This window comes from Chryseobacterium sp. 2TAF14, assembly GCF_052115105.1.
Classification (GTDB): Bacteria; Bacteroidota; Bacteroidia; order Flavobacteriales; family Weeksellaceae; genus Chryseobacterium.
On record NZ_JBFRGA010000080.1, the window covers coordinates 1 to 20,176 of the forward strand.

Annotated in this window: 19 protein-coding genes and 1 pseudogene; 7 read left to right on the forward strand and 13 right to left on the reverse strand. The window is 35.5% G+C overall.

The window, feature by feature from the left end:
- Positions 1-498 precede the first annotated feature (498 nt).
- A complete protein-coding gene (locus AB4Y90_RS09985; RefSeq protein WP_441557339.1) occupies positions 499-1,461 on the forward strand; it encodes a hypothetical protein in 963 nt (320 codons plus the stop codon).
- A gap of 104 nt (positions 1,462-1,565) precedes the next feature.
- On the opposite strand, the gene AB4Y90_RS09990 is transcribed toward AB4Y90_RS09985, so the two are convergent.
- The 3 genes from AB4Y90_RS09990 to AB4Y90_RS10000 form a co-directional block, all read right to left on the reverse strand.
- Positions 1,566-2,510: a zinc-binding dehydrogenase gene (locus AB4Y90_RS09990; protein ID WP_441557340.1), complete on the reverse strand. Its 945-nt coding sequence runs from the start codon at positions 2,508-2,510 to the stop codon at positions 1,566-1,568.
- Complete coding sequence (locus AB4Y90_RS09995; protein ID WP_441557342.1) at positions 2,489-4,453, reverse strand: catalase; 1,965 nt, start codon at positions 4,451-4,453, stop codon at positions 2,489-2,491. The genes AB4Y90_RS09990 and AB4Y90_RS09995 overlap by 22 nt, the downstream gene beginning before the upstream one ends.
- Before the next feature lie 182 nt (positions 4,454-4,635).
- Entirely contained in the window at positions 4,636-4,857 is a 222-nt protein-coding gene (locus tag AB4Y90_RS10000; protein ID WP_441557343.1) for a hypothetical protein, read from the reverse strand.
- 175 nt (positions 4,858-5,032) lie between these two features.
- Between AB4Y90_RS10000 and AB4Y90_RS10005 the strand changes: the two genes are divergently transcribed.
- Together AB4Y90_RS10005 and AB4Y90_RS10010 are read left to right on the forward strand one after the other, a co-directional pair.
- Entirely contained in the window at positions 5,033-6,301 is a 1,269-nt protein-coding gene (locus AB4Y90_RS10005) for an NAD(P)/FAD-dependent oxidoreductase (RefSeq protein WP_441557345.1), read from the forward strand.
- A 23-nt stretch (positions 6,302-6,324) separates the two neighbouring features.
- A complete protein-coding gene (locus tag AB4Y90_RS10010; protein ID WP_441557346.1) occupies positions 6,325-6,732 on the forward strand; it encodes a hypothetical protein in 408 nt (135 codons plus the stop codon).
- 93 nt (positions 6,733-6,825) lie between these two features.
- On the opposite strand, the gene AB4Y90_RS10015 is transcribed toward AB4Y90_RS10010, so the two are convergent.
- Entirely contained in the window at positions 6,826-7,452 is a 627-nt protein-coding gene (locus tag AB4Y90_RS10015; RefSeq protein ID WP_441557348.1) for a Crp/Fnr family transcriptional regulator, read from the reverse strand.
- Positions 7,453-8,269: 817 nt separating this feature from the next.
- Here AB4Y90_RS10015 and AB4Y90_RS10020 point away from each other — a divergent pair.
- Positions 8,270-8,737 (forward strand): PA2169 family four-helix-bundle protein, encoded by a 468-nt coding sequence (locus AB4Y90_RS10020; protein ID WP_441557349.1) that lies wholly within the window; start codon positions 8,270-8,272, stop codon positions 8,735-8,737.
- A 17-nt stretch (positions 8,738-8,754) separates the two neighbouring features.
- Entirely contained in the window at positions 8,755-8,985 is a 231-nt protein-coding gene (locus AB4Y90_RS10025) for a hypothetical protein (protein WP_441557350.1), read from the forward strand.
- Positions 8,986-8,994: 9 nt separating this feature from the next.
- On the opposite strand, the gene AB4Y90_RS10030 is transcribed toward AB4Y90_RS10025, so the two are convergent.
- From AB4Y90_RS10030 to AB4Y90_RS10040, 3 genes are read right to left on the reverse strand one after another with little or no spacing between them, the layout of a single operon-like run.
- Positions 8,995-10,473, reverse strand: a complete 1,479-nt coding sequence (locus AB4Y90_RS10030) for an alpha-amylase (protein WP_441557351.1) — start codon at positions 10,471-10,473, stop codon at positions 8,995-8,997.
- 9 nt (positions 10,474-10,482) lie between these two features.
- Positions 10,483-11,235 (reverse strand): SDR family oxidoreductase, encoded by a 753-nt coding sequence (locus tag AB4Y90_RS10035; RefSeq protein WP_441557352.1) that lies wholly within the window; start codon positions 11,233-11,235, stop codon positions 10,483-10,485.
- A 29-nt stretch (positions 11,236-11,264) separates the two neighbouring features.
- Positions 11,265-11,762: a CinA family protein gene (locus AB4Y90_RS10040; protein WP_441557354.1), complete on the reverse strand. Its 498-nt coding sequence runs from the start codon at positions 11,760-11,762 to the stop codon at positions 11,265-11,267.
- Positions 11,763-12,101: 339 nt separating this feature from the next.
- Here AB4Y90_RS10040 and AB4Y90_RS10045 point away from each other — a divergent pair, with 339 nt between their 5' ends.
- Both AB4Y90_RS10045 and ccoG read left to right on the forward strand, forming a co-directional pair.
- Positions 12,102-12,689: a YciE/YciF ferroxidase family protein gene (locus AB4Y90_RS10045; RefSeq protein ID WP_441557356.1), complete on the forward strand. Its 588-nt coding sequence runs from the start codon at positions 12,102-12,104 to the stop codon at positions 12,687-12,689.
- Positions 12,690-12,789: 100 nt separating this feature from the next.
- Positions 12,790-14,049, forward strand: a pseudogene (ccoG, locus tag AB4Y90_RS10050) (cytochrome c oxidase accessory protein CcoG); the annotation flags it as partial.
- 258 nt (positions 14,050-14,307) lie between these two features.
- Here the strand turns inward: ccoG and AB4Y90_RS10055 are convergent.
- The 6 genes from AB4Y90_RS10055 to AB4Y90_RS10080 all read right to left on the reverse strand — a co-directional run bounded on the left by AB4Y90_RS10055 (position 14,308) and on the right by AB4Y90_RS10080 (position 19,599).
- Positions 14,308-14,910, reverse strand: a complete 603-nt coding sequence (locus AB4Y90_RS10055; protein WP_441557357.1) for a hypothetical protein — start codon at positions 14,908-14,910, stop codon at positions 14,308-14,310.
- A 22-nt stretch (positions 14,911-14,932) separates the two neighbouring features.
- Positions 14,933-15,604, reverse strand: a complete 672-nt coding sequence (locus AB4Y90_RS10060) for a DUF6766 family protein (RefSeq protein WP_441557358.1) — start codon at positions 15,602-15,604, stop codon at positions 14,933-14,935.
- The gene (locus AB4Y90_RS10065; protein WP_441557359.1) at positions 15,582-17,126 is read right to left on the reverse strand and encodes an FAD-dependent oxidoreductase; all 1,545 of its coding nucleotides are present in this window, start codon (positions 17,124-17,126) and stop codon (positions 15,582-15,584) included. The genes AB4Y90_RS10060 and AB4Y90_RS10065 overlap by 23 nt, the downstream gene beginning before the upstream one ends.
- Positions 17,127-17,151: 25 nt before the next feature.
- Entirely contained in the window at positions 17,152-17,949 is a 798-nt protein-coding gene (locus tag AB4Y90_RS10070; RefSeq protein ID WP_441557360.1) for an SDR family NAD(P)-dependent oxidoreductase, read from the reverse strand.
- 60 nt (positions 17,950-18,009) lie between these two features.
- Entirely contained in the window at positions 18,010-18,627 is a 618-nt protein-coding gene (locus tag AB4Y90_RS10075) for a YciE/YciF ferroxidase family protein (RefSeq protein WP_441557361.1), read from the reverse strand.
- 75 nt (positions 18,628-18,702) lie between these two features.
- A complete protein-coding gene (locus tag AB4Y90_RS10080; protein ID WP_441557362.1) occupies positions 18,703-19,599 on the reverse strand; it encodes a KGG domain-containing protein in 897 nt (298 codons plus the stop codon).
- Positions 19,600-20,176 lie beyond the last annotated feature (577 nt).

The window sequence follows — 20,176 nt, forward strand, 5'->3', positions numbered from 1 at the left end:
GCTTTCCCGATTTGCCGTCTGCTTCTGAATGCTTATATAAGATGCTATAGAACTTGCAATCAGCAACACTAAAGAAAGTACCACTCCAAATTGAAAATTCCTGATAATGTTTTTCGGCATAACGACAAGTTTTTATGCTAATATAAATTAAAAAAACACAAAAACCATCTTTGCATCACCAATATATTTTTGCAGATTATACACCTACATTTCAGCATCACATTCAACAGATTCTTTATTAAGAAAAAAATAAGTCATAAAAACTTAAAAAAATTACCCAAAAGGAGTATTGTCATCATCTATACAAAATAAGAAATTTACATTCATAAAAACTAAATGCTTTATTATGAAATGGTAAGAAAGAAATTTTCTGAAACACCGGAGTTCTGTTTTAATAAAAATTGCAGTGTGATCATACTATTTAAGAAGATTATTTTACACTAACTGAAATATTATTTAAAACCTATCATATTAATTCTAATCAAAAAAACAACAACCATGAAAATTTTAATAACTTTATTAAGCATCGTCTTCGCTATGACAAATTTCTATTGTCAGAATAATGAAATTCTGATTTTGTCAGGTAAAATTAAATTTAGTGACATCCCTTCAAAAATTACAAATGCTGTAGTTTTAAATACACAGAATGAATTAAGTCAGAGATTACACCAAAGTGGAACTTTAATTCTTAGAGATGTGGAATTGAATCTCGGCAATATCGGAGAAAATGATTCGCTATTTGTATTGGCAATTGATAAATTAAAGTTGGAAAACACTAAAATAATCACGAATGGAAATTCTCTTGAAGTTTACGCAAATAAAATTGAATTTGACAATAGGTCTAGTATTCAATCATTCACTCAATATTTTGCAAAAAGTGGTTTAAATGGAAACGAACAAAATATAAATGGGACCAACGGAGATAATGGCGATAATGGTAGTTTGGTGAAGTTTTTCATATTAGACAAATTTGAAAGTTTAATTACCGTCAATCTAAATGCCCAGAATGGAGGAAATGCAGGAAGCGGAATGCCTGGTAAAAACGGTGTAAAAGGACGCAATGGGAGAAATGCAAGAAACGGCGATTTTGGCATGTGTGAAAGAGGTCCGGGAAGAGGTAGTGACGGAACGAACGGCACCAACGGTGGAAATGCAGGAAATAGTGGAAATGGTGGGAATGGAGGATTCTTTTTTGTGAATTATATTAATAAAAACCCTTCGACTGAAAATCTTTTTAATCTGACTTCTGAAAAAGGCTTAGCCGGTCAGCCAGGTATTATTGGTATTGGAGGAAGAGGTGGTGATGGTGGTGAAGGTGGTTCAAATGCCGGAAATTGTACACGTTTAAGCCCTGAAAGAGGACGAGGAAGAAAAGGAATGGATGGAACTGACGGAATAAAGGGGATCGAAGGGAAATCAGGAGAACCGGGTAAATTGACTGTTCAAAAATATACTTTATAATTATTCCTTATTATTTTAGCCTGCTAAGTTTATCTTAGTAAAATATATTAAAAGAGGCTGTCTCACTTTTGAAACAGCCTCCTCTTTTTATATAAATCGCAAAATTACATCCAGGGATCAAGTACTACCTTTACGCAACCATCTTCTTTTTTATCAAAAAGTTCGTAGCCTTTTGCTACATCATTTAATGATAAACGATGGGTAATGATATCATCCAGTTTTACTTCTCCGTTTTCCACATGCTTCATCAGTTTATCAATAATAGCATGAACGGGAGATTGCCCTGCTCGTAGCATGATTCCTTTATCAAAAATTTGCCCAAGCCTGAAATTGTCATAATTAACAGCATAAACGCCCAAAACAGAAACCGTTCCACCTCTTCTTACTGCGCTCATACAGGCTTCCAGAACTTTCATTGAGCCTTTTTCAAAATTAATTACTGCTTTTGCTCTGTCGAGGAAAGAGCGTTCAGGTTCAAATCCTACAGCATCAATGCAAAGATCTGCTCCTCTTCCTTTCGTTAGTTGTCTGATTTTTTCAACTGTAGAATCGGCATCTTCCCAAAGAATCGTTTCACAACCTGTCAGTTTTTTGATTTGGTCTAATCTGTATTGTAAAGTATCAATTACAATTACTTTTCCTGCATTATGAAGAATTGCGCTTTTCACAGCCATTGAACCAACTGGTCCTGCTCCGAAAATAGCGACCGATTCGCCTCCTTTAAGGTTTCCCCACATCACTCCGGTATAGCCGGTTGGGAAAATATCGGTAAGAAATAAAGCCTGTTCATCTGTAAGCAGATCGGGTACTTTTCTCGGGCCGAAATTAGCGTAAGGAACTCTTACATACTGAGCCTGACCTCCGTTATAACCACCGTAAAGATCAGTATAGCCAAACATTCCGCCGCCTTTTTCTGTCATAATTCCACCTTCCGGACCATAGTTTTCAGGATTTGAATTTTCACATCCTCCGGGAAGATCATTTTCACAGAAATAACAGCATCCACAAGCAATCGGGAAAGGTACTACTACCCTATCTCCCTGATGCAAATGTTTATAAATTCAACAACACTATTTTTATAATCAGGCTGAATCCAGTTTTGTGATGAGGTTTCTCCAGGTGCTACATAAACTGCATCAAAACATACACTCATCGTACTGGATATTGAATGCTGCGGCCCAATCAGAGAGCCATCATCAGCTTTTACAGGAGCAACTTCCGGAGCTACAAACTGAATAACCCCACCTTCTTTTTCGATCTTATCAAGAAACTCGGTAATTCTTTTACCGTCACATCCATCAGCTACAAGAACGGCAATTATTCTTGATTCAATGGTGTTTTTAACCGTATTCTTCATGCTTAAAGCATCAGAAATTTTAATTTTCGGTTCACGTTCTTCACTTTGCAGCGTTGCGGGATCTGCATCTGCAGGAATACTTCCGTTGGGTTGTGCAAGAGTTTTAACTTCCACGCCCAATTTTTCAGCTACAATCTGAGCTAATTCGCCGTTAATAAAATTCAGCTGGCTTACCATTCTTTCTCTGATGGCATGAATGGTAACTTTAGTCAGTTCAAAAGTCAGTGCTTTTTGCAGGTGGATTTTTTCAGTTTCAGACTGGCTGTTGTAAAATAATTTTGCCTGCGAATAATGGTCTACGAAAGATTCGCTTCTTGCTCTGATCTTGGTGGCGCTTATCCTTTCTCCGTATGATGCAAAACCTCCTTCTTTCATCATTGCCTGAAACGGACAGCCTCCACCGATTGAGTTTGGCTCGTAACTTACTTTTCCTTTTACAATCTGCTGTCTCATATGACCGTCTCTCTGGTTGTTGTGAACGGTCTGAACAGATCTGTTAATAGGAATTTCATGGAAATTAGGAGAGCCTAATCTCGAAAGCTGAGTGTCGGTATATGAAAATAATCTTCCCTGCAAAAGCGGATCATTTGTAAAATCGATTCCGGGAACTAAATGACCGGGATGAAATGCAATCTGCTCGGTTTCAGCAAAAAAGTTGTCCGGATTTTTATTTAAAGTTAAAGTTCCGAAAATTTCTACAGGAACCAATTCTTCAGGAATRATCTTCGTAGGATCCAGAAGATCAAAATCAAAATCGTGCTCATTTTCTTCCGGAACAATTTGTACACCTAAATCCCATTCCGGAAAAGCTCCGTTCTCAATAGCTTCCCACAGATCTCTTCTGTGAAAATCAGGATCGGCTCCCGAAATTTTCTGTGCTTCGGGCCAAGCTACAGAATGTACTCCCAATTTTGGCTTTAAATGAAATTTTACAAAAAATGCATTGCCTTCACTATTGATAAACCTGAACGAATGAACCCCAAAGCCTTCCATCATTCTATAACTTCTAGGGATTGCACGATCACTCATCAGCCACATAATCATATGCATACTTTCGGGCATTAAAGAAATAAAATCCCAAAAAGTATCGTGTGCAGAAGCCGCCTGTGGAATTTCATTGTCGGGTTCCGGCTTTACGGCATGTACCAGATCCGGAAATTTCATGGCATCCTGAATAAAAAATACAGGCATATTGTTGGCTACAAGATCATAATTTCCTTCTTCCGTATAAAATTTTATGGCAAAACCTCTTACGTCACGTGCTAAATCTGTACTTCCTCTGCTACCTGCAACCGTTGAAAACCTCACAAAAACCGGAGTTTCTTTTCCTACGCCTGATAAAAATTTTGCCTGCGTATATTTTTCCATGCTTTTTGACAGCTTAAATACACCATGAGCTCCTGATCCTCGTGCATGAACAATACGTTCAGGGATTCTTTCGTGATCAAAATGAGTTATTTTTTCGCGCAAAATAAAATCTTCCAACAGAGTTCCGCCCCGTTCTCCTGCCTTTAATGAATCCTGATTGTTATTTATTTTTAATCCCTGATTTGTGGTTAGTTTTTCGTTAGAATTATCTGTGGTGTGATCTTTTAGCTGATCTAATTTTTCGTTTTTTTGGTTGTTTGTATCCATATTATTTTGTGATTTATTAATTGATTTTAAAAATAAATTGATTTTTTTCAGATTTGTAACCCATTTATATCAACTGTTTGAGTTTTATACAGAAGAAAAGCACCCCAAAATAGAAAATATGGGCAAAAAATAAACTAATAAAATTGGGGTGCAAATATATAAGATGGTTACAGGCAAAAACTTTATCTTTTTACAGAAGTTGTGTCTGAGCTTTTTGTTTTTGCAGTATCAGCATTCATCGGAGCATTCAGAGCAGTAGTGTCTGAAGGCGGCAAAGCCATGGAAGTATCTGCAGGTAAAGTTTCGGTTGACATGGTGTCATTTTGATTTACCTCTGTTTTTTCTTTTGAACAGCTGATTAATGTTGCACCTAAAACTAGGGCAGTAAGAAAATAAGTTTTCATAATAAAATATTTTTTGGTGTTTGGTGAAATCAAATTTAGTTTAATATTCTCCGATTCGTTATGACCTCAATCATATTGAGCTTTAAAAACAAAAAAAGTACCACAACTTTTTTTTCCGCCTATATTGGTCTTATTATTGAATAAAGCATTGTACACCAAATCTAAATATCCTGTTATGAAAAAACATATCGTTGTCGTAGGAGGAGGCTTTGCAGGTATTAATTTCATCAAAACCATAGCTAAATCTGATGAGTTTATCATTACTTTAGTTGACCGGAATAACTACCATTTTTTTCCTCCTTTAATTTATCAGGTTGCGACCGCTTTTATAGAGCCTTCCCACATTAGTTATCCTTTCAGAAAGCTGTTTTCAGACTATACTAATGTACATTATCATATGGGAAGTTTCCTTAAAATTGATCCGGAACTTCAGATTATTGAAACAGATACCGGTAATTTGGGCTACGATTATGCAGTTATTGCACTGGGAACAGAAACCAACTTTTTCGGCTTAGAAAATGTAGAGCAATGCGCACTTCCTATGAAGACAATCCATGAAGCTTTATATCTTAAAAATCATTTGTTATTAGTCCTCGAAAAGGCTTCAAGAAATGAAGATACAAATAAAGCGGCAAGATTGCAGAACATTGTGATTGCAGGAGGCGGCCCTACCGGAGTGGAGCTCGCCGGAATGATCGCAGAAATGGGTGTTTTTATTGCAGAAAAAGAATATCCCGAAATAGAGCTGGATCTCTCTCATCTTTATCTAGTAGATGCGTTACCTTCGTTATTGGCTCCTATGAGTGACGCTGCAAAAAAAACGGCTTATGAAAATTTAAAAAGACTGGGAGTTAATATCCTTCTCAATGTTTCTGTAAAAGATTATATAGACGGAAACGTTATATTATCTGACGGAAATAAAATAAAAACAGAAACGTTAATCTGGACTTCAGGAGTAATCGGTCGCGAAGTAGCCGGAATTCCTGAAAACTGTATCGGAAAAGGAAGAAGACTTCTTGTTGATGAATACAACAGGGTTTTAGGCTTTGAAAACATTTATGCCTTAGGAGATATTTGTCTGCAACTGACCGACAAAAAATATCCTAAAGGTCATCCACAACTTGCGCAGGTTGCCATTCAACAGGCAAAATTAGCTGCAAAAAATCTTAGAAAATCTAAAAAAGGAGAAAGACTTCAACCGTTTATTTATAATGACAAAGGAAGCATGGCTATTATTTCTAAATRTAAAGCCGTGGTCGATCTGCCTAAGTTCTCTTATACCGGATTTTTTGCCTGGCTTACCTGGCTTTTTATTCACATTATTCCTTTAACGGGATTCAGAAACAGGATAAGACTTGCATTAGAATGGTTCAGATTATTCATTACCAACAATCCTTCCATACGAATGATTTTACAGCCCGGAAAAAGCAATCAGAAAAAATAAAATTTAACCTAAAAATAAATAATATGCTTAAAAAAATGTTAGCCGGATTAGGCGGAGCGATTGCCCTCAACCTACTCCACGAAATTGTAAGAAAAAATTTTGATAATGTTCCGCACATTAATGAAGTCGGAGAAGAAGCTTTAAAAAAAGTAACAGATTCTACAGCTCTTGAAATCTCTGACCCCGATAAATTGTACGCTGCAACTCTTGCCGGAGATATTGTAAGCAACGCAATTTACTATGGAACTACAGCGACTAGTCATCATTTTACCAGCGGAATTGCTGCAGGGATCGGAGCCATCGTACTGCCTCAAAAAATGGGCTTAAATGATGCTCCTGTTGCAGAAAACAACAAAAAGAAAATAATGACCGCCGGATATTATATTTTTGGTGCTTTGGTTACCAAATTTATCTACGATAAAATTAAATAAAAAAAATTACCCTTGAGAAATCAGGGGTAAATTTTTATCTTAAAATGAAATCAACTCGAATATCAGTCATTAAGTTGTTTTGTATTAAAAAAATTAAACACAAATTCTTCCGTCAGAAATCCGAACCAGGTTTTCCTGCTCCAGTTTTTTTACCGTTCGTATTACCGTTTCTACACGAAGACCGGTAAGATTGGCAATCTGCTGTCTCGAAAAAGGCACAATAAACTCGAATGGCTCTTTGATGCCGTGATGATTTTTTAAAAACTCAAGCACCCTATAAATGCGGTGAGACGGGTTATTGATAGACAATGTCGCTAACATTTTGTGGCGGTAATACATTCTTTCAGAATTATGACGTAAGAGATTTTGCGTTAAATCTTTGTTTTCGGAAAGCATTTGCATAAAATCTGATTTCCCTAACTTTATGATAACAGTATCGCTTACCGATTCGGCATTGATGCAGTACGGTACATCGCACCACAAAAATGTTTCGGCGAAGCAGTGTCCATCAGACGGAATGCTATGAATGAATTCTGAACCATCTTCTCTGTAAGTATTTAATTTTGCGAGTCCCGACCGGATCTGAAAATAATATTTAGGCAATGAGCCTTCTAAAAAAATTGTTTCTCCTGCTTTATATTCCTGAATTTCAGCTTTATTTTTAAGAAGTATTTCTTCATCAATAACCATATAATATTGTAAACGTATAATTATGCACATCTTATAAAGTGAAAACCAATTTCACTTATCGATTAGCGGTTGTAAAAGTAGACTTATCTAATGTTAAACTTTATGATTAGTAACATAAAAGTCATATTTCTTTATGAGCAATAATTTGATAATACCTGTTTTGCATTGATGAATAAAATTTTAAATATTGAAAATTAATTATTTGTATTTTTTTTATAAACGAAGTGCCTTTGTTTATCTTGAAAATTACAAAGCTTTTTGCTATTTTCTCTGTTTATCATTGCGATAAAAAATTATTGCAAAGCCAAACAAGTTTTTTTACAAAATTCTCCGTATTTTTAAGTTAAACAAAAGTGTTAACACTTATTTATGAAATACAAATACCTATTTAAATTTATTGGAAAAACGCAAAGACGCAAGATTTGATAAAGTTTCTGTTTTTAGACGCAAGGAGAAAATCAAAGATTTTCTTTTATAATGCTGATCAATTTTATCGAAGATAAAATCTTTGCGCCTTAAAGCGTACTATATTTAAACAATTTTGCGCCTTTGCGAAAAACCAATCATGAAATTCATATTTATTAATTTTAAAAAACAGGCTCTAAGTCTAATGCACCACAAGTTGACAATATTATTTTAATTGATTTAATACCGCAAAATCTATGTGTGGCATAATAATTGAAAGATTTTAAACACACCATCACATATATTATCATGATTATGAAATTGCCTGCGTTAATTATGTAGGCAATTTTTTTTATTTAAAATTTAATTAAAATTAAAACTGTTACATACCACAAAACAAGTTCAGGGCATATTTATTGTTTAAACTTCAAAAAATATTATTATGGAAAATTCAAAAACAATTGCCGTACTCAATGACCTTCTCCATATCACCAATGATAGAATAAAAGGTTTTGAAAGAGTGGAAGGAAAAGTTTGGGAAAGCTATTCAGATCTTAAAGGTGAATATGATAAAATGATTTCGCAATCGAAAATAATGAAGAACGAAATTATTAACCTAATCACGGAAAGGGGCGGAAATCCTGACGAAAACACGACGTCATTAGCAGGAAACCTTCATCGCACCTGGATTGACATTAAAAACTCTTTACCAACAACCAACAGCGATCAGGAAACATTGGAAAATGTAGTATTTGGCGAAAAACATGCTATTGAAGCCTACGATAACGCTTTGAAAAGCGGAGATCTCTGCAACGAAAGTTCAGAAATAATTGCCAATCAGCTTAAGCAGTTGCGTGTTTCTTACAATCAATTCAGCAACATCGAACGATATAAAAGTAAAGAAGATTAATCTAAATTTTAAAAAAAATGAATTATAAAGAAGCTTTACAGCATAAAGAAGAATCTCTTAAAAATGCTGACGAATCGGTTTTAAAGCAGTATTATCTTGTAATTGCTCCGGCAAACACAGATGAAAGCAAAAAGTTTATTGATGATTTTCTTAAAAGTCCTGAAAAATTCAATGATGAAAGCTGCAAAAAATATTCTTCCGACGACCTTTACGAAGTTGTCAGTTTCAAAAAAGAAGAGGAAGAATAATTTTAAAAATCAAATTGAAACCCAAATACTTACAGATTCAGAATTAACGGTAAACATTGCTTTACCGTTTTCATCGCATTCAATGATTTCTGTACGGTGACGGAGGAAATCTCTGAACCTGTGTTTTGCAAACTGTTTTCCTAGGTCAATTTGTTTTTGCGCATCATCACCGTTCGATAAAATAATTACGCACGGAGCTGAATCAGAATTTCCTTTTCTGAGCCAGGCAATACAGTTTTTATTATCAAAATAATTTACCTGTTCACCGAAAGCAAACTTTTGCCGTGCTTCCAGAAGTTTAGGAAGAATTTCCACTTTAGGAATAATAATTTTTTGGGTCACACCGTCTTTCGTATCGGTATATTCAGCACCATAAAAATCTGCATAAAACACGCATGGATAACCCATTTCCGAAAGCAGAATAATTGCATACGCCAAAGGTTTGAACCATTCTTCAACAGAAGATTCCAATCCCTGCAAAGGTTGTGTATCATGGTTTTCGACAAATGAAACACAAACCGCAGGATGATCTTTCAAAAAAGTTTTCTTAAAAATAGTTCTTAGGTCAAAATCTTTTTTTTGTTTGGAAGCGTTGAAAAAATTGTAATGCAACGGCGCATCAAACAGTGAAATCAAACTATTCATTCGTTCAGAAAAGTCTGAAATCTTATCGGCATCATCCTTCCAGTATTCTCCCATCACAAAAATATTTTCATTAATTTCTGTTTTAAGATAATGAATAAATTCTTCTAAAAAATCAGACGAAATATGTTTAAGCGCATCCAGTCTTACACCGTCTGCTTTTGTGGTTTCCATATACCATTTGATCCAGTTTTTTATTTCCTGAATAACTTTGGGATTCCGGTATTCTATGTCGGCGCCCATCAGATAATCATAATTTCCAAACTGATGGCTTGCAGAATTATTCCATTCTGTACCGCAATCATTATGAATTTTAAAAATTCCTTTTTTGTTTTCACCATTTTTCGTCACCCTATCAATCCCGCTGAAACATTGATAATCCCAGACAAAATCTGAATAAACTCCTCCCCTTCCCGGAAATGTAAATTTAGTTGCAGCTTCTGCAATAAAAGGTTCTCCGATCTTTTTTGTACGGTCTTCTTCATCAACTTTTTGTACGGTAACTGTTTCTGTTTCGTCGGCGCCCATTCTGTGATTCAGAACAATATCTGCATACACAGAGATGTTGTTTTCGTGCGCTTTTTTTATGGCATTTAAATATTCGTCTTTGGTTCCGTAACGGGTTTTAATGGTTCCTTTTTGATTAAATTCGCCCAAATCATATTGATCGTAAACATCATAACCTCTTCCTTTAAGCCCAAGTTCACATTTATTTGCCGGCGGAAACCAGACTGCCGAAATTCCCAATAAGCTTAGACTTTCTGCTTTTTCTGCAAATTCGTTCCAGAGATTTCCCTCATGATACCAATGAAAAAACTGAAAGATCACTCCATTTTCCTTCATCATTTATCATTTTTATCCGTTGACAATAATTCCGCCGTTGGGATGCAGAACCTGACCTGTAATCTGTGCCGAAGCTTCGGTAGCTAAAAAAAGATAGCTTGGGGCAATCTCTTCTGTTGATGCATTTCTCTGTAAAGGCGGTTTGCTTTCGTCTTCCTTTTCTTCACCAAAAGTTTCTTTGGTTAAAGGTGTGGCAACTGGACCGGGAGCAACTGCATTTACTCTTATTCCTTTTGGTTTTGACTGTAATGCCAATGATCTTGTGAAAGAAACAATCGCACCTTTCGTTGCCGAGTAATCTAAAAGCTCTTCGTGACCCTGATACGCCACTGCAGATGTGGTATTGATAACACTGCTGCCTTCTTTTAAATAAGGAAAAACAGCCTTGCTCAGCAAAATCATTCCGATGATGTTTGAATTAAAAGTTGTACGGATATCTTCTTCCTTTAATTTCAAAATATCATCCTGCGGAATCTGCGTTCCTGCATTATTGATTAAAATGTCGATCCCGCCAAATTTTTCTGCTACTTGTTTTGCTGTCTTTTCACAAAAATCATTCTCATTTACATCACCTTTTATAATGATGCATTCATTTCCGAAAGCTAGAATTTCTTTTTTTGTTTTTTCGGCATTATCGTCGTCACTGTGGTAAATAAAGGCAATATTTGCTCCTTCTTTAGCAAAAAGCAATGCTACTGCTTTACCTATTCCGCTGTCGGCTCCGGTAATTAAAACGGATTTATTTTTTAACTGTAAATTATTCATTGTTTATTTTTTTAATTATTATTTGAATATTAATCAGATTGAAGTTCCTCTAATTGAGTCTTAAAGCATCCTAAAATAAACTCCGCATAATAAACCTGTGCATTTTGAGGCTGCGTTCTGGGATGTAAGTACAGCTGTTTTGTGTAAATCACAGCATTTTTATAACTAAAGCTGAACCATGCAAATATTTTATGATCAGATTCTTCCACCGGAGTTGCATAACCTGTCACTGCAATTCCCCAATCGGTTTCAAAAGATTGGGCGACATTTTCTGCCATAACTTCTGCAATATGAGAAGAGACGCAATCACATTGCTGAGCTTCTTCTTTATCAACATTTAAAAATTTTACCTTTTCTTCTAATGTATAAGCTGTAATGCCGCCTCTGTAAAATTCTGAGGCATCTTTTATCTGTGAAAACGAAAACTGTAAAAAGCCTGAAGTAACACTTTCGGCAACCGATACCGTTTCGCCCACATTTAATAACAACTGACCAATATCGGACAGCATATTTTTTTCAAATTCCATAACTTTTTTAATTTGATCAAAGAGAAAAATATCTCTCGTTAAACCCTGAATATAATTTTCGGCAGTGAATTACTGCGGTGATCTGAAGAGGTATTCAGATGTAGATTTTCAATTGTTTTCGATGATGAAATATGTTTTTCATATTTAATATATTTTGATTGTATTTGGTGTCTGATATTTTGTAATACCCGAATTTAAAGATTAAAATATACTTTAGTTATGCTTATAATCATGTTTTTGTAAAAAATAAAACAACAGATACCACATCTTGATAATTTTAACCTGATGGTCTGAAAATTGTAATTTTAAAAACATAAACCAACTAAAACAAAAATTTTTATGGAAACTAAAAATGCACCAGCTAAAAAAAGCACAACAAAAAAAACTACTAAAACTCCATCCGGATCAACTGCTAAAACTCCTGCCAAAAAAGATGCCGCAAAAGATTTGAGCGATCTGTTTGAAGATTCTTTAAAAGATATTTATTGGGCAGAAAAGGCTCTTGCAAAAGCGTTACCTAAAATGGAGAAAAATGCAACCGATCCTAAACTTAAAAAAGCAATTGCCGATCATCTGGAAGAAACCAAAGAACAAATAAGCAGGCTTGAAGGCTGTTTTAAAGCTTTAAAGAAAAAAGCGCAGGCAAAAAAATGCGATGCAATGCAGGGTCTTTTAGATGAAGGTAAAAGCATTATGGAAGAAACAAAACCAGGTGCAGTGCGTGATGCAGGAATTATTGCAGCAGCACAGAAAGTAGAGCATTACGAAATTGCCACCTATGGAACTTTGGCAGCGTACGCAAAAATTCTTAAAGAAAAAGATTGTCTGAAACTTTTGATATCAACATTAGACGAAGAGAAAAACTGCAATAATCTGCTTACGAAAATTGCAGATACCAATCTCAATTCAAAAGCGATTAATGATTAATCATTAAAAAAATTAAAGATCCAAAATTTGGGTCTTTTTTTATGGCTTGTTTTCTATATTATTTTTGAGAAATGCTGTATTATGACCATGGTCATAGCAACCATTTATTAAAATAAACGGAAACCCTTTCCTGTTGCTCAATTTCATCGACAGAGAATTTTTTATTGCAGGACAGCCTTTTTATTTGCAAGATTTTTTTCTTCTTACTTTAGGTGCAATTGTAGGTCTGGTCTGCATCATTATTTTTACCATTGCTTTCGGGAGGATTTTTTGTGGCTGGATCTGTCCGCAGACAATTTTCCTGGAAAGTGTTTTCAGAAAGATTGAGTTTGCAATCGAAGGTGACCGGAATAAACAGATGAAGCTCGACCGACAGGAATGGAACGCAGAAAAAATCTGGAAAAGAATCCTGAAATGGTCAATATTTTTTATCCTCTCACTTATTTTTACCCATTTTATGATGATGGTAATTGTAGGCTATGAAGAAGTTTTTAAAACAATTTCTGAAGGACCTTTTGCACATCCTACAAATTTTATTGTAATCATGCTGTTTACGGCAGCTTTTTATTTTGTATTTGCATGGTTCAGAGAGCAGGTTTGCACATTGGTTTGTCCATACGGAAGGCTTCAGGGAGTTTTGATTGATAAAGAAACGATTAATGTTTTTTATGATTATAAACGTGGTGAAAACAGGGCAAAATGGAGAAAAGGTGAAGATCGTAAAGCTGCAGGAAAAGGAGATTGCATTGATTGCTTTCAATGTGTGGTTGTTTGCCCGACCGGAATCGACATCAGGGACGGTCAACAATTGGAATGTGTGAATTGTACAGCCTGTATCGATGCCTGTGATGAAGTCATGGTAAAAGTTGGTCTTCCGGAAGGCTTGATACGGTATGCTTCAGAAAAAGAAATTGAAACTGAAACCCCGACAAGATTTACAGGAAGAATGAAAGCTTTTATGATATTATTGATCGCGCTGCAGCTGTTTTTAGGATTTATGCTTTACAACAGAGGTGATCTTGAAGCCAAATTTATAAAACCTGCAGGAAGCACATTTTTTGTACGCGACGGATCCATTACAAATACGTACAACTATACATTTCTGAACAAATCAAACGATAAAAAAACGGTCGTTATAAAGGTAATTGAGCCGGCTCATGGTGAAATTTTTTATAGCGGATCAAGTAAAATTACAGTAGACAAAGACAAAATTGCTAAAGGAACCATCACCATAACGTTCCCTGAAAAAGAGGTTAATCTGTCTAAACAAAACATCACAATCGGCGTTTATGACCTGAAAGGAAACCTTTTAGATTCTTATGAAACGTATTTTGAAGGACCTTTTAAACTGCAATTTTAGTTGATTGATATTAATAACTTGAATGTGATAAGGATTATTTTAAAATAATTAGTTATTAAATTTTAATTTTATCGCAATGGCAAACAGTTTCATATTCTATTTTTTTTATTTTTAAGATAAACAAAAGCCGCAAAAAAAACCTGTTGTGCATTTTTACGCAACAGGTTTAAATATTTGAATATTCTGACTATAATAAGATCAACAGTAACAATAGACAAAAACAGGTTATAAAATATATAAGCTTTTAGGTTTAAAAATTTATTCAAAATCTACCAATCCTTTGGCAAGACATTTCCATTGTATTTTTGAAAAACCGAGCATTCCGCCGATTGCGATCATCCAATTTCTGATGGCGTTGAAAAATCCTGATTTCAGATTAGGAGATTCATTTCTGCCATAAATCCCGGCTTTTATTGTGTTTTCACCTTTAAAAACGAAAAACGTAGAGGTCGCAGAATTAGAATAAAAATGAGCAATTTTACGGCTGTGCTTCTTGATCGGGTCTGCAGAAGGTCTGCATTGAATCATCACCTGATTGGGAATCCCCAAATCAATCTGGATAATCTGAACCCAGTCGAATGACCGCCCTTCTGTTCCACCTGGTCCGGGAATATCGATCCTGATGTAATCGCCGATTTCCGGTAAACGCTCCACAGTTTTTCCCGAAGAATCACAAAGCTTAAAATCGGCAGAGCCTTCGCTGCAATACTTCTGCCAATTATTTATGGCAAAAAAACGCTGTTTTAAAATATTAAATTTAATATCTAAATCTTTCGTTTTATCTATCTTTTTTATGCTTTCAGTGTCATGAAAACTGCCTTTCACTTGTTGGGGAACTCCTGGAATATTTTTAGGTTTCATTATTATTGTTTTTTTTTAATAGTTATGGGGTTTCGTCATGAGCCATATCAACAGGTTTAGATTCTGGCGAACCTTTTTCGCGAAGCCAGATTGATAAGATTACCAATGAGAATACTGCCAGAAATTCGCTCTGCCAGTTTTGTAAAGATTCAAACCAGAATCTTGAGTCTGAAATATATTCAAACCAGCGACCCGGTAATTCACCTTTCATTATTTTTTCTGTGTTTTCGTCTTTAAAACTGCCATAGAAATGGAGCACAAAGCTCATGATAAACAGGATGGCAAATGCAAGAGACAAAGAATGCTGATAAATTTTCAGATAAATATCGCCTTTTTTTACAGCCCACGGAGCTTTAGAATGCGGAACCGGTTCTTTATCTACGTCTTCAGTCTCAGTTAAAGATTTTGATTCACTTGATCCTTTCTGCCGCAACGAAATGGTTAAAAGCACATAGATCATCATCTGGAGAAATTCACTTTCCCAGTTTTCAAAAGTTGCCTGAATAAAATGTCCGCTTTGAAAATATTCACCAAACGTTAATGTAGAATGCCCTTGTTCTGCCAGTTCTTTATTTTCGGTAGTAAAACCTGTAAAAAACTGACCAATAAGACAAAGGATCATTAAAAACAGCAAAACGATACCTAAGCTGTTCTGATAAAAAAATTTTGATTTAGATGTTTTCTTCTTCTCCATTTTCGTTAAAATGTATTCTTTGTAAGCCTTCTGTTGATGGAGCATTCAACAATTTTCCGTTGATGGCAAAACGAGAACCATGACACGGGCAATCCCAGCTTTTTTCGGCACTGTTCCATCGAACATCGCAATACGTGTGCGGACAAGTACTTTTTAAAATATGTGTTTTTCCTTCTGTTTCTTTATAAACCGCATAAGATGCGCCTTCGTATTTCACAACTTTAGCTTCGCCGTCATTCAGTTCTGCAAGGCTGCTTATTTTTTCTTTAAATAATTTATCTTTTATAAAATCTGCTGCCGAACCTGCATTTTCTTTCACAAAACTGGCAAATCCTGCTACAGGCTTTATTCTTCCGGGATCAAAAAGCTTTTCATATTTACTTTTATTTTCTGTAATTAAATCAGAAATTACCTGTGAACTTATGGTTCCGAAAATCATACCATTGCCACGGAAACCTGTAGCCGTGTAAACATTTCCTTTAGCTCCGGGAAGTTTTCCGATGTAAGGCATTCCGTCAACCGGCTCATAATACTGGCTCGACCAGCTGTAAACTGCAGCACCCACATTAAAATATTTTCTGACATAATTTTCAAGGTTTGAAAAGCAGATTCCGGTATCTTCTTCATGTCCGGTTTTGTGATCTTCTCCGCCTGCAATCAGAAGATTCTTGCCATTGATAACGTGCGTTCTGTAATATCTATAAGGATCATAAAGATCATACATCAAATCTTCAGAATATTTGTTGTTTTCTATTTCAAAAGCAATTACATAGCTTCTATAAGGTGCAGCCATCAGATGAAGTACGTTTACTCCCGGAGGAACGTGAGTTGCATACACTAAGTTTTCAGCTTTAAATATTCCTTTTGAAGTTTCGACAGTAATATAATTTTCTTCTTCAGAATGGCTTAAACAGGTGCAGTTTTCCAGAATAATTCCGCCTAAAGAAATAAAAACGTCAGCAAGTTTTTTAATATATTTTATAGGATGAAACTGTCCCTGATCGGGAACTGAAGCTACACTTACAAAAGAAACGGGAAATGAAACTCCTTTAAAGAATTTCATATCGATGCTAACTTTTCCTGCTGCTTCAACCATTTTTTTCAGCTTGTCATTTTGTTTTTCATCTAAAGCAAAAATATAACCGGTTTTCTTTTCAAAATCGCAATCAATCTGATGTTGTGAAATATTTTTCTCAATGATCTCTATGGCTTCAGGTCCCACTTTTGCCAAAAGTTTAGCCTGATCTTCGCCAAAATCATTGATGGCTTCATCAAAAGTAATATCGAAAAATGTGTTGAGATGAGCGGTGGTTCCGCCCGTTGTACCAAAACCGATATTGGAAGCTTCGATAAGAAGACATTTTTTACCGCGTTTCTGCAGTTCCAATGCCGTGGAAACTCCTGTAATTCCGCCACCTACAATGATTGCATCGAAGGTTTTTTCATTTATACTATGTTCATCAGCAGAAAATCTTTTGATTTCTTCCTGCCACATGCTTTTTCTTGCGCCGTCTCTAAACATCTTTTGTATTTTTTAATTATTAAAACTATTTTTCATCCATAGGCTTCTGCATTTCGTTCATACGATATGCCGCCATACTGTCTGATGCAAGGTTTGTCATTGCAACGGTGAGCTTATTTTTCAGTCCTGAAATAATTTTATCATCACCATTCATTAAGGCTGTAAAGCCATCTTTAGCAACTTCTTCTGCCGTAGAAAAGTTTTCTTTATCTTCCATGATTTTACTGCGTTTCATGTCTGCTTTATTGAAAAAATCGGTATCTGTCGGTCCGGGAAGAAGTGCTGTTACTGTAATCTCGRTATCTTTCAGTTCTTCACGTATCGCTTCAGACCAGGAAAGGATAAATGCTTTTGTGCCGTGATAAACAGATTGCCACGGTCCGGGAGCTTTACTCGCAATTGATGCCAGATTTAAAATCTTTCCCGAGTTTTGCGGAAGACGGTCTTTTAAAAATAATTTGGTAAGAATTAAAACAGAAGTAATATTGAGGTTAACCAAATCGATCTCCCGATCTATTTCAGTATCCTGAAATTTACCGTATAAACCCTGTCCTGCATCATTGACGAGAATTTCCGGACTGATGTTATTTTGTTTTAAATCTGCATATACAGAATAGGCTTCATCAGGATTGAATAAATTTTTAACCAAAGGAATAACATTAATTCCGAAATTTTTAAATTCATTTGCTTTTTCCCTAAGCACATCATGATTTCGACCGACAATGACAAGGTTATAACCATCCTGAGCAAAGAGTTTTGCCAGCTCATATCCTATTCCGCTGCTTGCACCGGTAATTAAAGCGTATTTGTTATTTTGATCCATATTATTTTAATTTAAGGTAGATAAAAACCATGCGACAGATCGTCGCATGGCTTATAATAATTAATCTTCTTGCTCTGCTTCGAAATTGATATATGTTTCTGCAATTTCGGTAAGATTATAATCTGTGTCTTCTTCTTCCTGAAGCGTTTTGTCTAAAAGATCTGCAGCTTTATCGTGTCCCATTGTAATGGCCAACTGCACAAGACCGCCATAGGTAGCAATCTCATAATGCTCAACTTTTTGTGCAGCAATAATTAAGGCTGCATCACGGGTCATTGTACCTTCTTCGGTAGATTTGATAACTTCCTGACCTTCTTTAATGATTCCTTCGATGGCATCACATTTTTTCTTTTCGGGCTCTTCACCTATTGATTTAAAAACTTTTTCCAATCTGCTGATGTGCTTTTTGGTTTGCAGCTGATGATCTTCAAAAGCATCTTTCAGCTCTTCGGTGGTAGCAGCTTCCTGCATGTTTTCAAGAGCTTTTACGATGGCGTCTTCAGCATAATAAATATCTTTCAAAGCATCCACAAAAAATTTGTGCAACGGAGCGTTTTTCATTTCTTTTTCATCAACGGTTGCATTGCCTACTTTTAAGGTTGAATCTTTTTCAGTTTTATTCTGAATATCCGTTGAATCTGTATTGGTTGTCGTTGTATTGGTTGTTTTGGTAGCCATTATAGTAATTATTTTAAGATTAAAAAGGCTGCCTCTTCCTTTACGAAAGAGACAGCATATATTAAAAGTTATGAATTATGAATTCCTTCTTCCTCCGAAACCTGATCTTCCTGATCCTGAGTTTGAACTTCTTCCGCCACCATGAGAAGCCTGGCCTCCCATTCTTGCGATTCTTGTTCTTTCCTCTTTGCTCATAGAAGCAAAACCTTGTCTTCCGGAACCTGAATTTGAACTTCTTCCTGAATTACCTGAGTTTCCGCCTCTTGAGCTACTACCTGAATTGTTTCCACCAGATCTTCCACGACCTGAGTTTGAATTTCCAACTCTTGAGCTACTTCCAGAATTACTGCTGTTTGCTCCTCCACGTCCGGAATTTGAGTTTCCTCCTCTTGAGCTACTTCCGGAATTACCGCTGTTTGATCTTCTTCCAGAGTTTGAATTTCCGCCTCTTGAACCGCTTCCAGAATTGCTGCTTGATCTTCCGGAACCTGAATTTGAGCCTCTTCCTGAATTTCCAGATCTTCCACCAGAATTTCCGCCTCTGGAACTGCTTCCCGAATTACTACTGTTTGATCTTCCACGTCCGGAACCTGAGCTTGAACCACGAGAATTTCCTCCTCCGGAAGTAAATCTTCCCTGACTGTCTCTGTTTTGGTTTCCGTTTCCTGAGCGGCCAGATCTTGATCTTCCACGACCTCTGTTGTCGTCATCGTCATCATCATCGTAATCTTCGTCGTCATCATAGTCTTCATCGTCATAGTCTTCGTCATCATAATCTTCATCATCGTAATCATCATCATCATATTCTTCTTCGTAATAATCTTCATAATCTGAGAAATCGTCATCGTATTCCTCATCTTCTGTTGCATCGGTATAACCGTGGTCGTACCCTAATTGATAAATTTCTTCAAGAAGTGAAGAATTTTGTGAACTGCTTCCTGAATTTCTGTTGTTTGAATTTCTGTTGTTCATAACTGATTTTTTTGACATTAATATTGAGTGATTGCAGAAATCTTCTGACTAGTATAAAGATTTCTGTTTTTTTTAATTGATAAGCATTAAGAAATAACCTTGAAACAATTTTTGCTCATGGTTTATTGATCAGATTTATATAAAGTCAGCAAAGAGCTGAATACATGCTTCCTATCCGGAAGATGATCTGAAATATTTTTGTAAAATTTGTTGAATGTCTATAAGATCCTGTACGGATACTTTAGGCAGCAGAAAAACTGACGCATCTAATGAGTTCATAATATATCTTGTTTGGTGTTTACCAAAGCTAAGACTAAAAATCAACCAAGTGTTATGACCTTAATCATAGTAATGAATTTTTTTTAAAAATTTTTTGATTTTTATTTAAATCTCAAATTCATATATAATAATTTATAATCTCTTTCTTATATCAATAATTCTGAGGAACACTTTTTGAATCATCCTTTTTCAGAATAGCCTAAAAGAAAAATAACCTATGAAAAAAACATTAATACGATCAATATTAGGAATTTCATCAGCAATTGCATTTATTTACCTCTCAGGTTATGGGTATATT

Coding starts and splice junctions, on each gene's coding strand:
- AB4Y90_RS10040 (WP_441557354.1), bottom strand. CDS start 11,762: ATGGAATTTGAAAAAAATATGCTGTCCGATATTGGTCAGTTGTTATTA.
- AB4Y90_RS10030 (WP_441557351.1), bottom strand. CDS start 10,473: ATGATGAAGGAAAATGGAGTGATCTTTCAGTTTTTTCATTGGTATCAT.
- AB4Y90_RS10015 (WP_441557348.1), bottom strand. CDS start 7,452: ATGTGCATAATTATACGTTTACAATATTATATGGTTATTGATGAAGAA.
- AB4Y90_RS10010 (WP_441557346.1), top strand. CDS start 6,325: ATGCTTAAAAAAATGTTAGCCGGATTAGGCGGAGCGATTGCCCTCAAC.
- AB4Y90_RS10080 (WP_441557362.1), bottom strand. CDS start 19,599: ATGAACAACAGAAATTCAAACAACAGAAATTCAGGAAGCAGTTCACAA.
- AB4Y90_RS10025 (WP_441557350.1), top strand. CDS start 8,755: ATGAATTATAAAGAAGCTTTACAGCATAAAGAAGAATCTCTTAAAAAT.
- AB4Y90_RS10045 (WP_441557356.1), top strand. CDS start 12,102: ATGGAAACTAAAAATGCACCAGCTAAAAAAAGCACAACAAAAAAAACT.
- AB4Y90_RS10075 (WP_441557361.1), bottom strand. CDS start 18,627: ATGGCTACCAAAACAACCAATACAACGACAACCAATACAGATTCAACG.
- AB4Y90_RS10035 (WP_441557352.1), bottom strand. CDS start 11,235: ATGAATAATTTACAGTTAAAAAATAAATCCGTTTTAATTACCGGAGCC.
- AB4Y90_RS10065 (WP_441557359.1), bottom strand. CDS start 17,126: ATGTTTAGAGACGGCGCAAGAAAAAGCATGTGGCAGGAAGAAATCAAA.
- AB4Y90_RS10055 (WP_441557357.1), bottom strand. CDS start 14,910: ATGAAACCTAAAAATATTCCAGGAGTTCCCCAACAAGTGAAAGGCAGT.
- AB4Y90_RS09985 (WP_441557339.1), top strand. CDS start 499: ATGAAAATTTTAATAACTTTATTAAGCATCGTCTTCGCTATGACAAAT.
- AB4Y90_RS10060 (WP_441557358.1), bottom strand. CDS start 15,604: ATGGAGAAGAAGAAAACATCTAAATCAAAATTTTTTTATCAGAACAGC.
- AB4Y90_RS10000 (WP_441557343.1), bottom strand. CDS start 4,857: ATGAAAACTTATTTTCTTACTGCCCTAGTTTTAGGTGCAACATTAATC.
- AB4Y90_RS10020 (WP_441557349.1), top strand. CDS start 8,270: ATGGAAAATTCAAAAACAATTGCCGTACTCAATGACCTTCTCCATATC.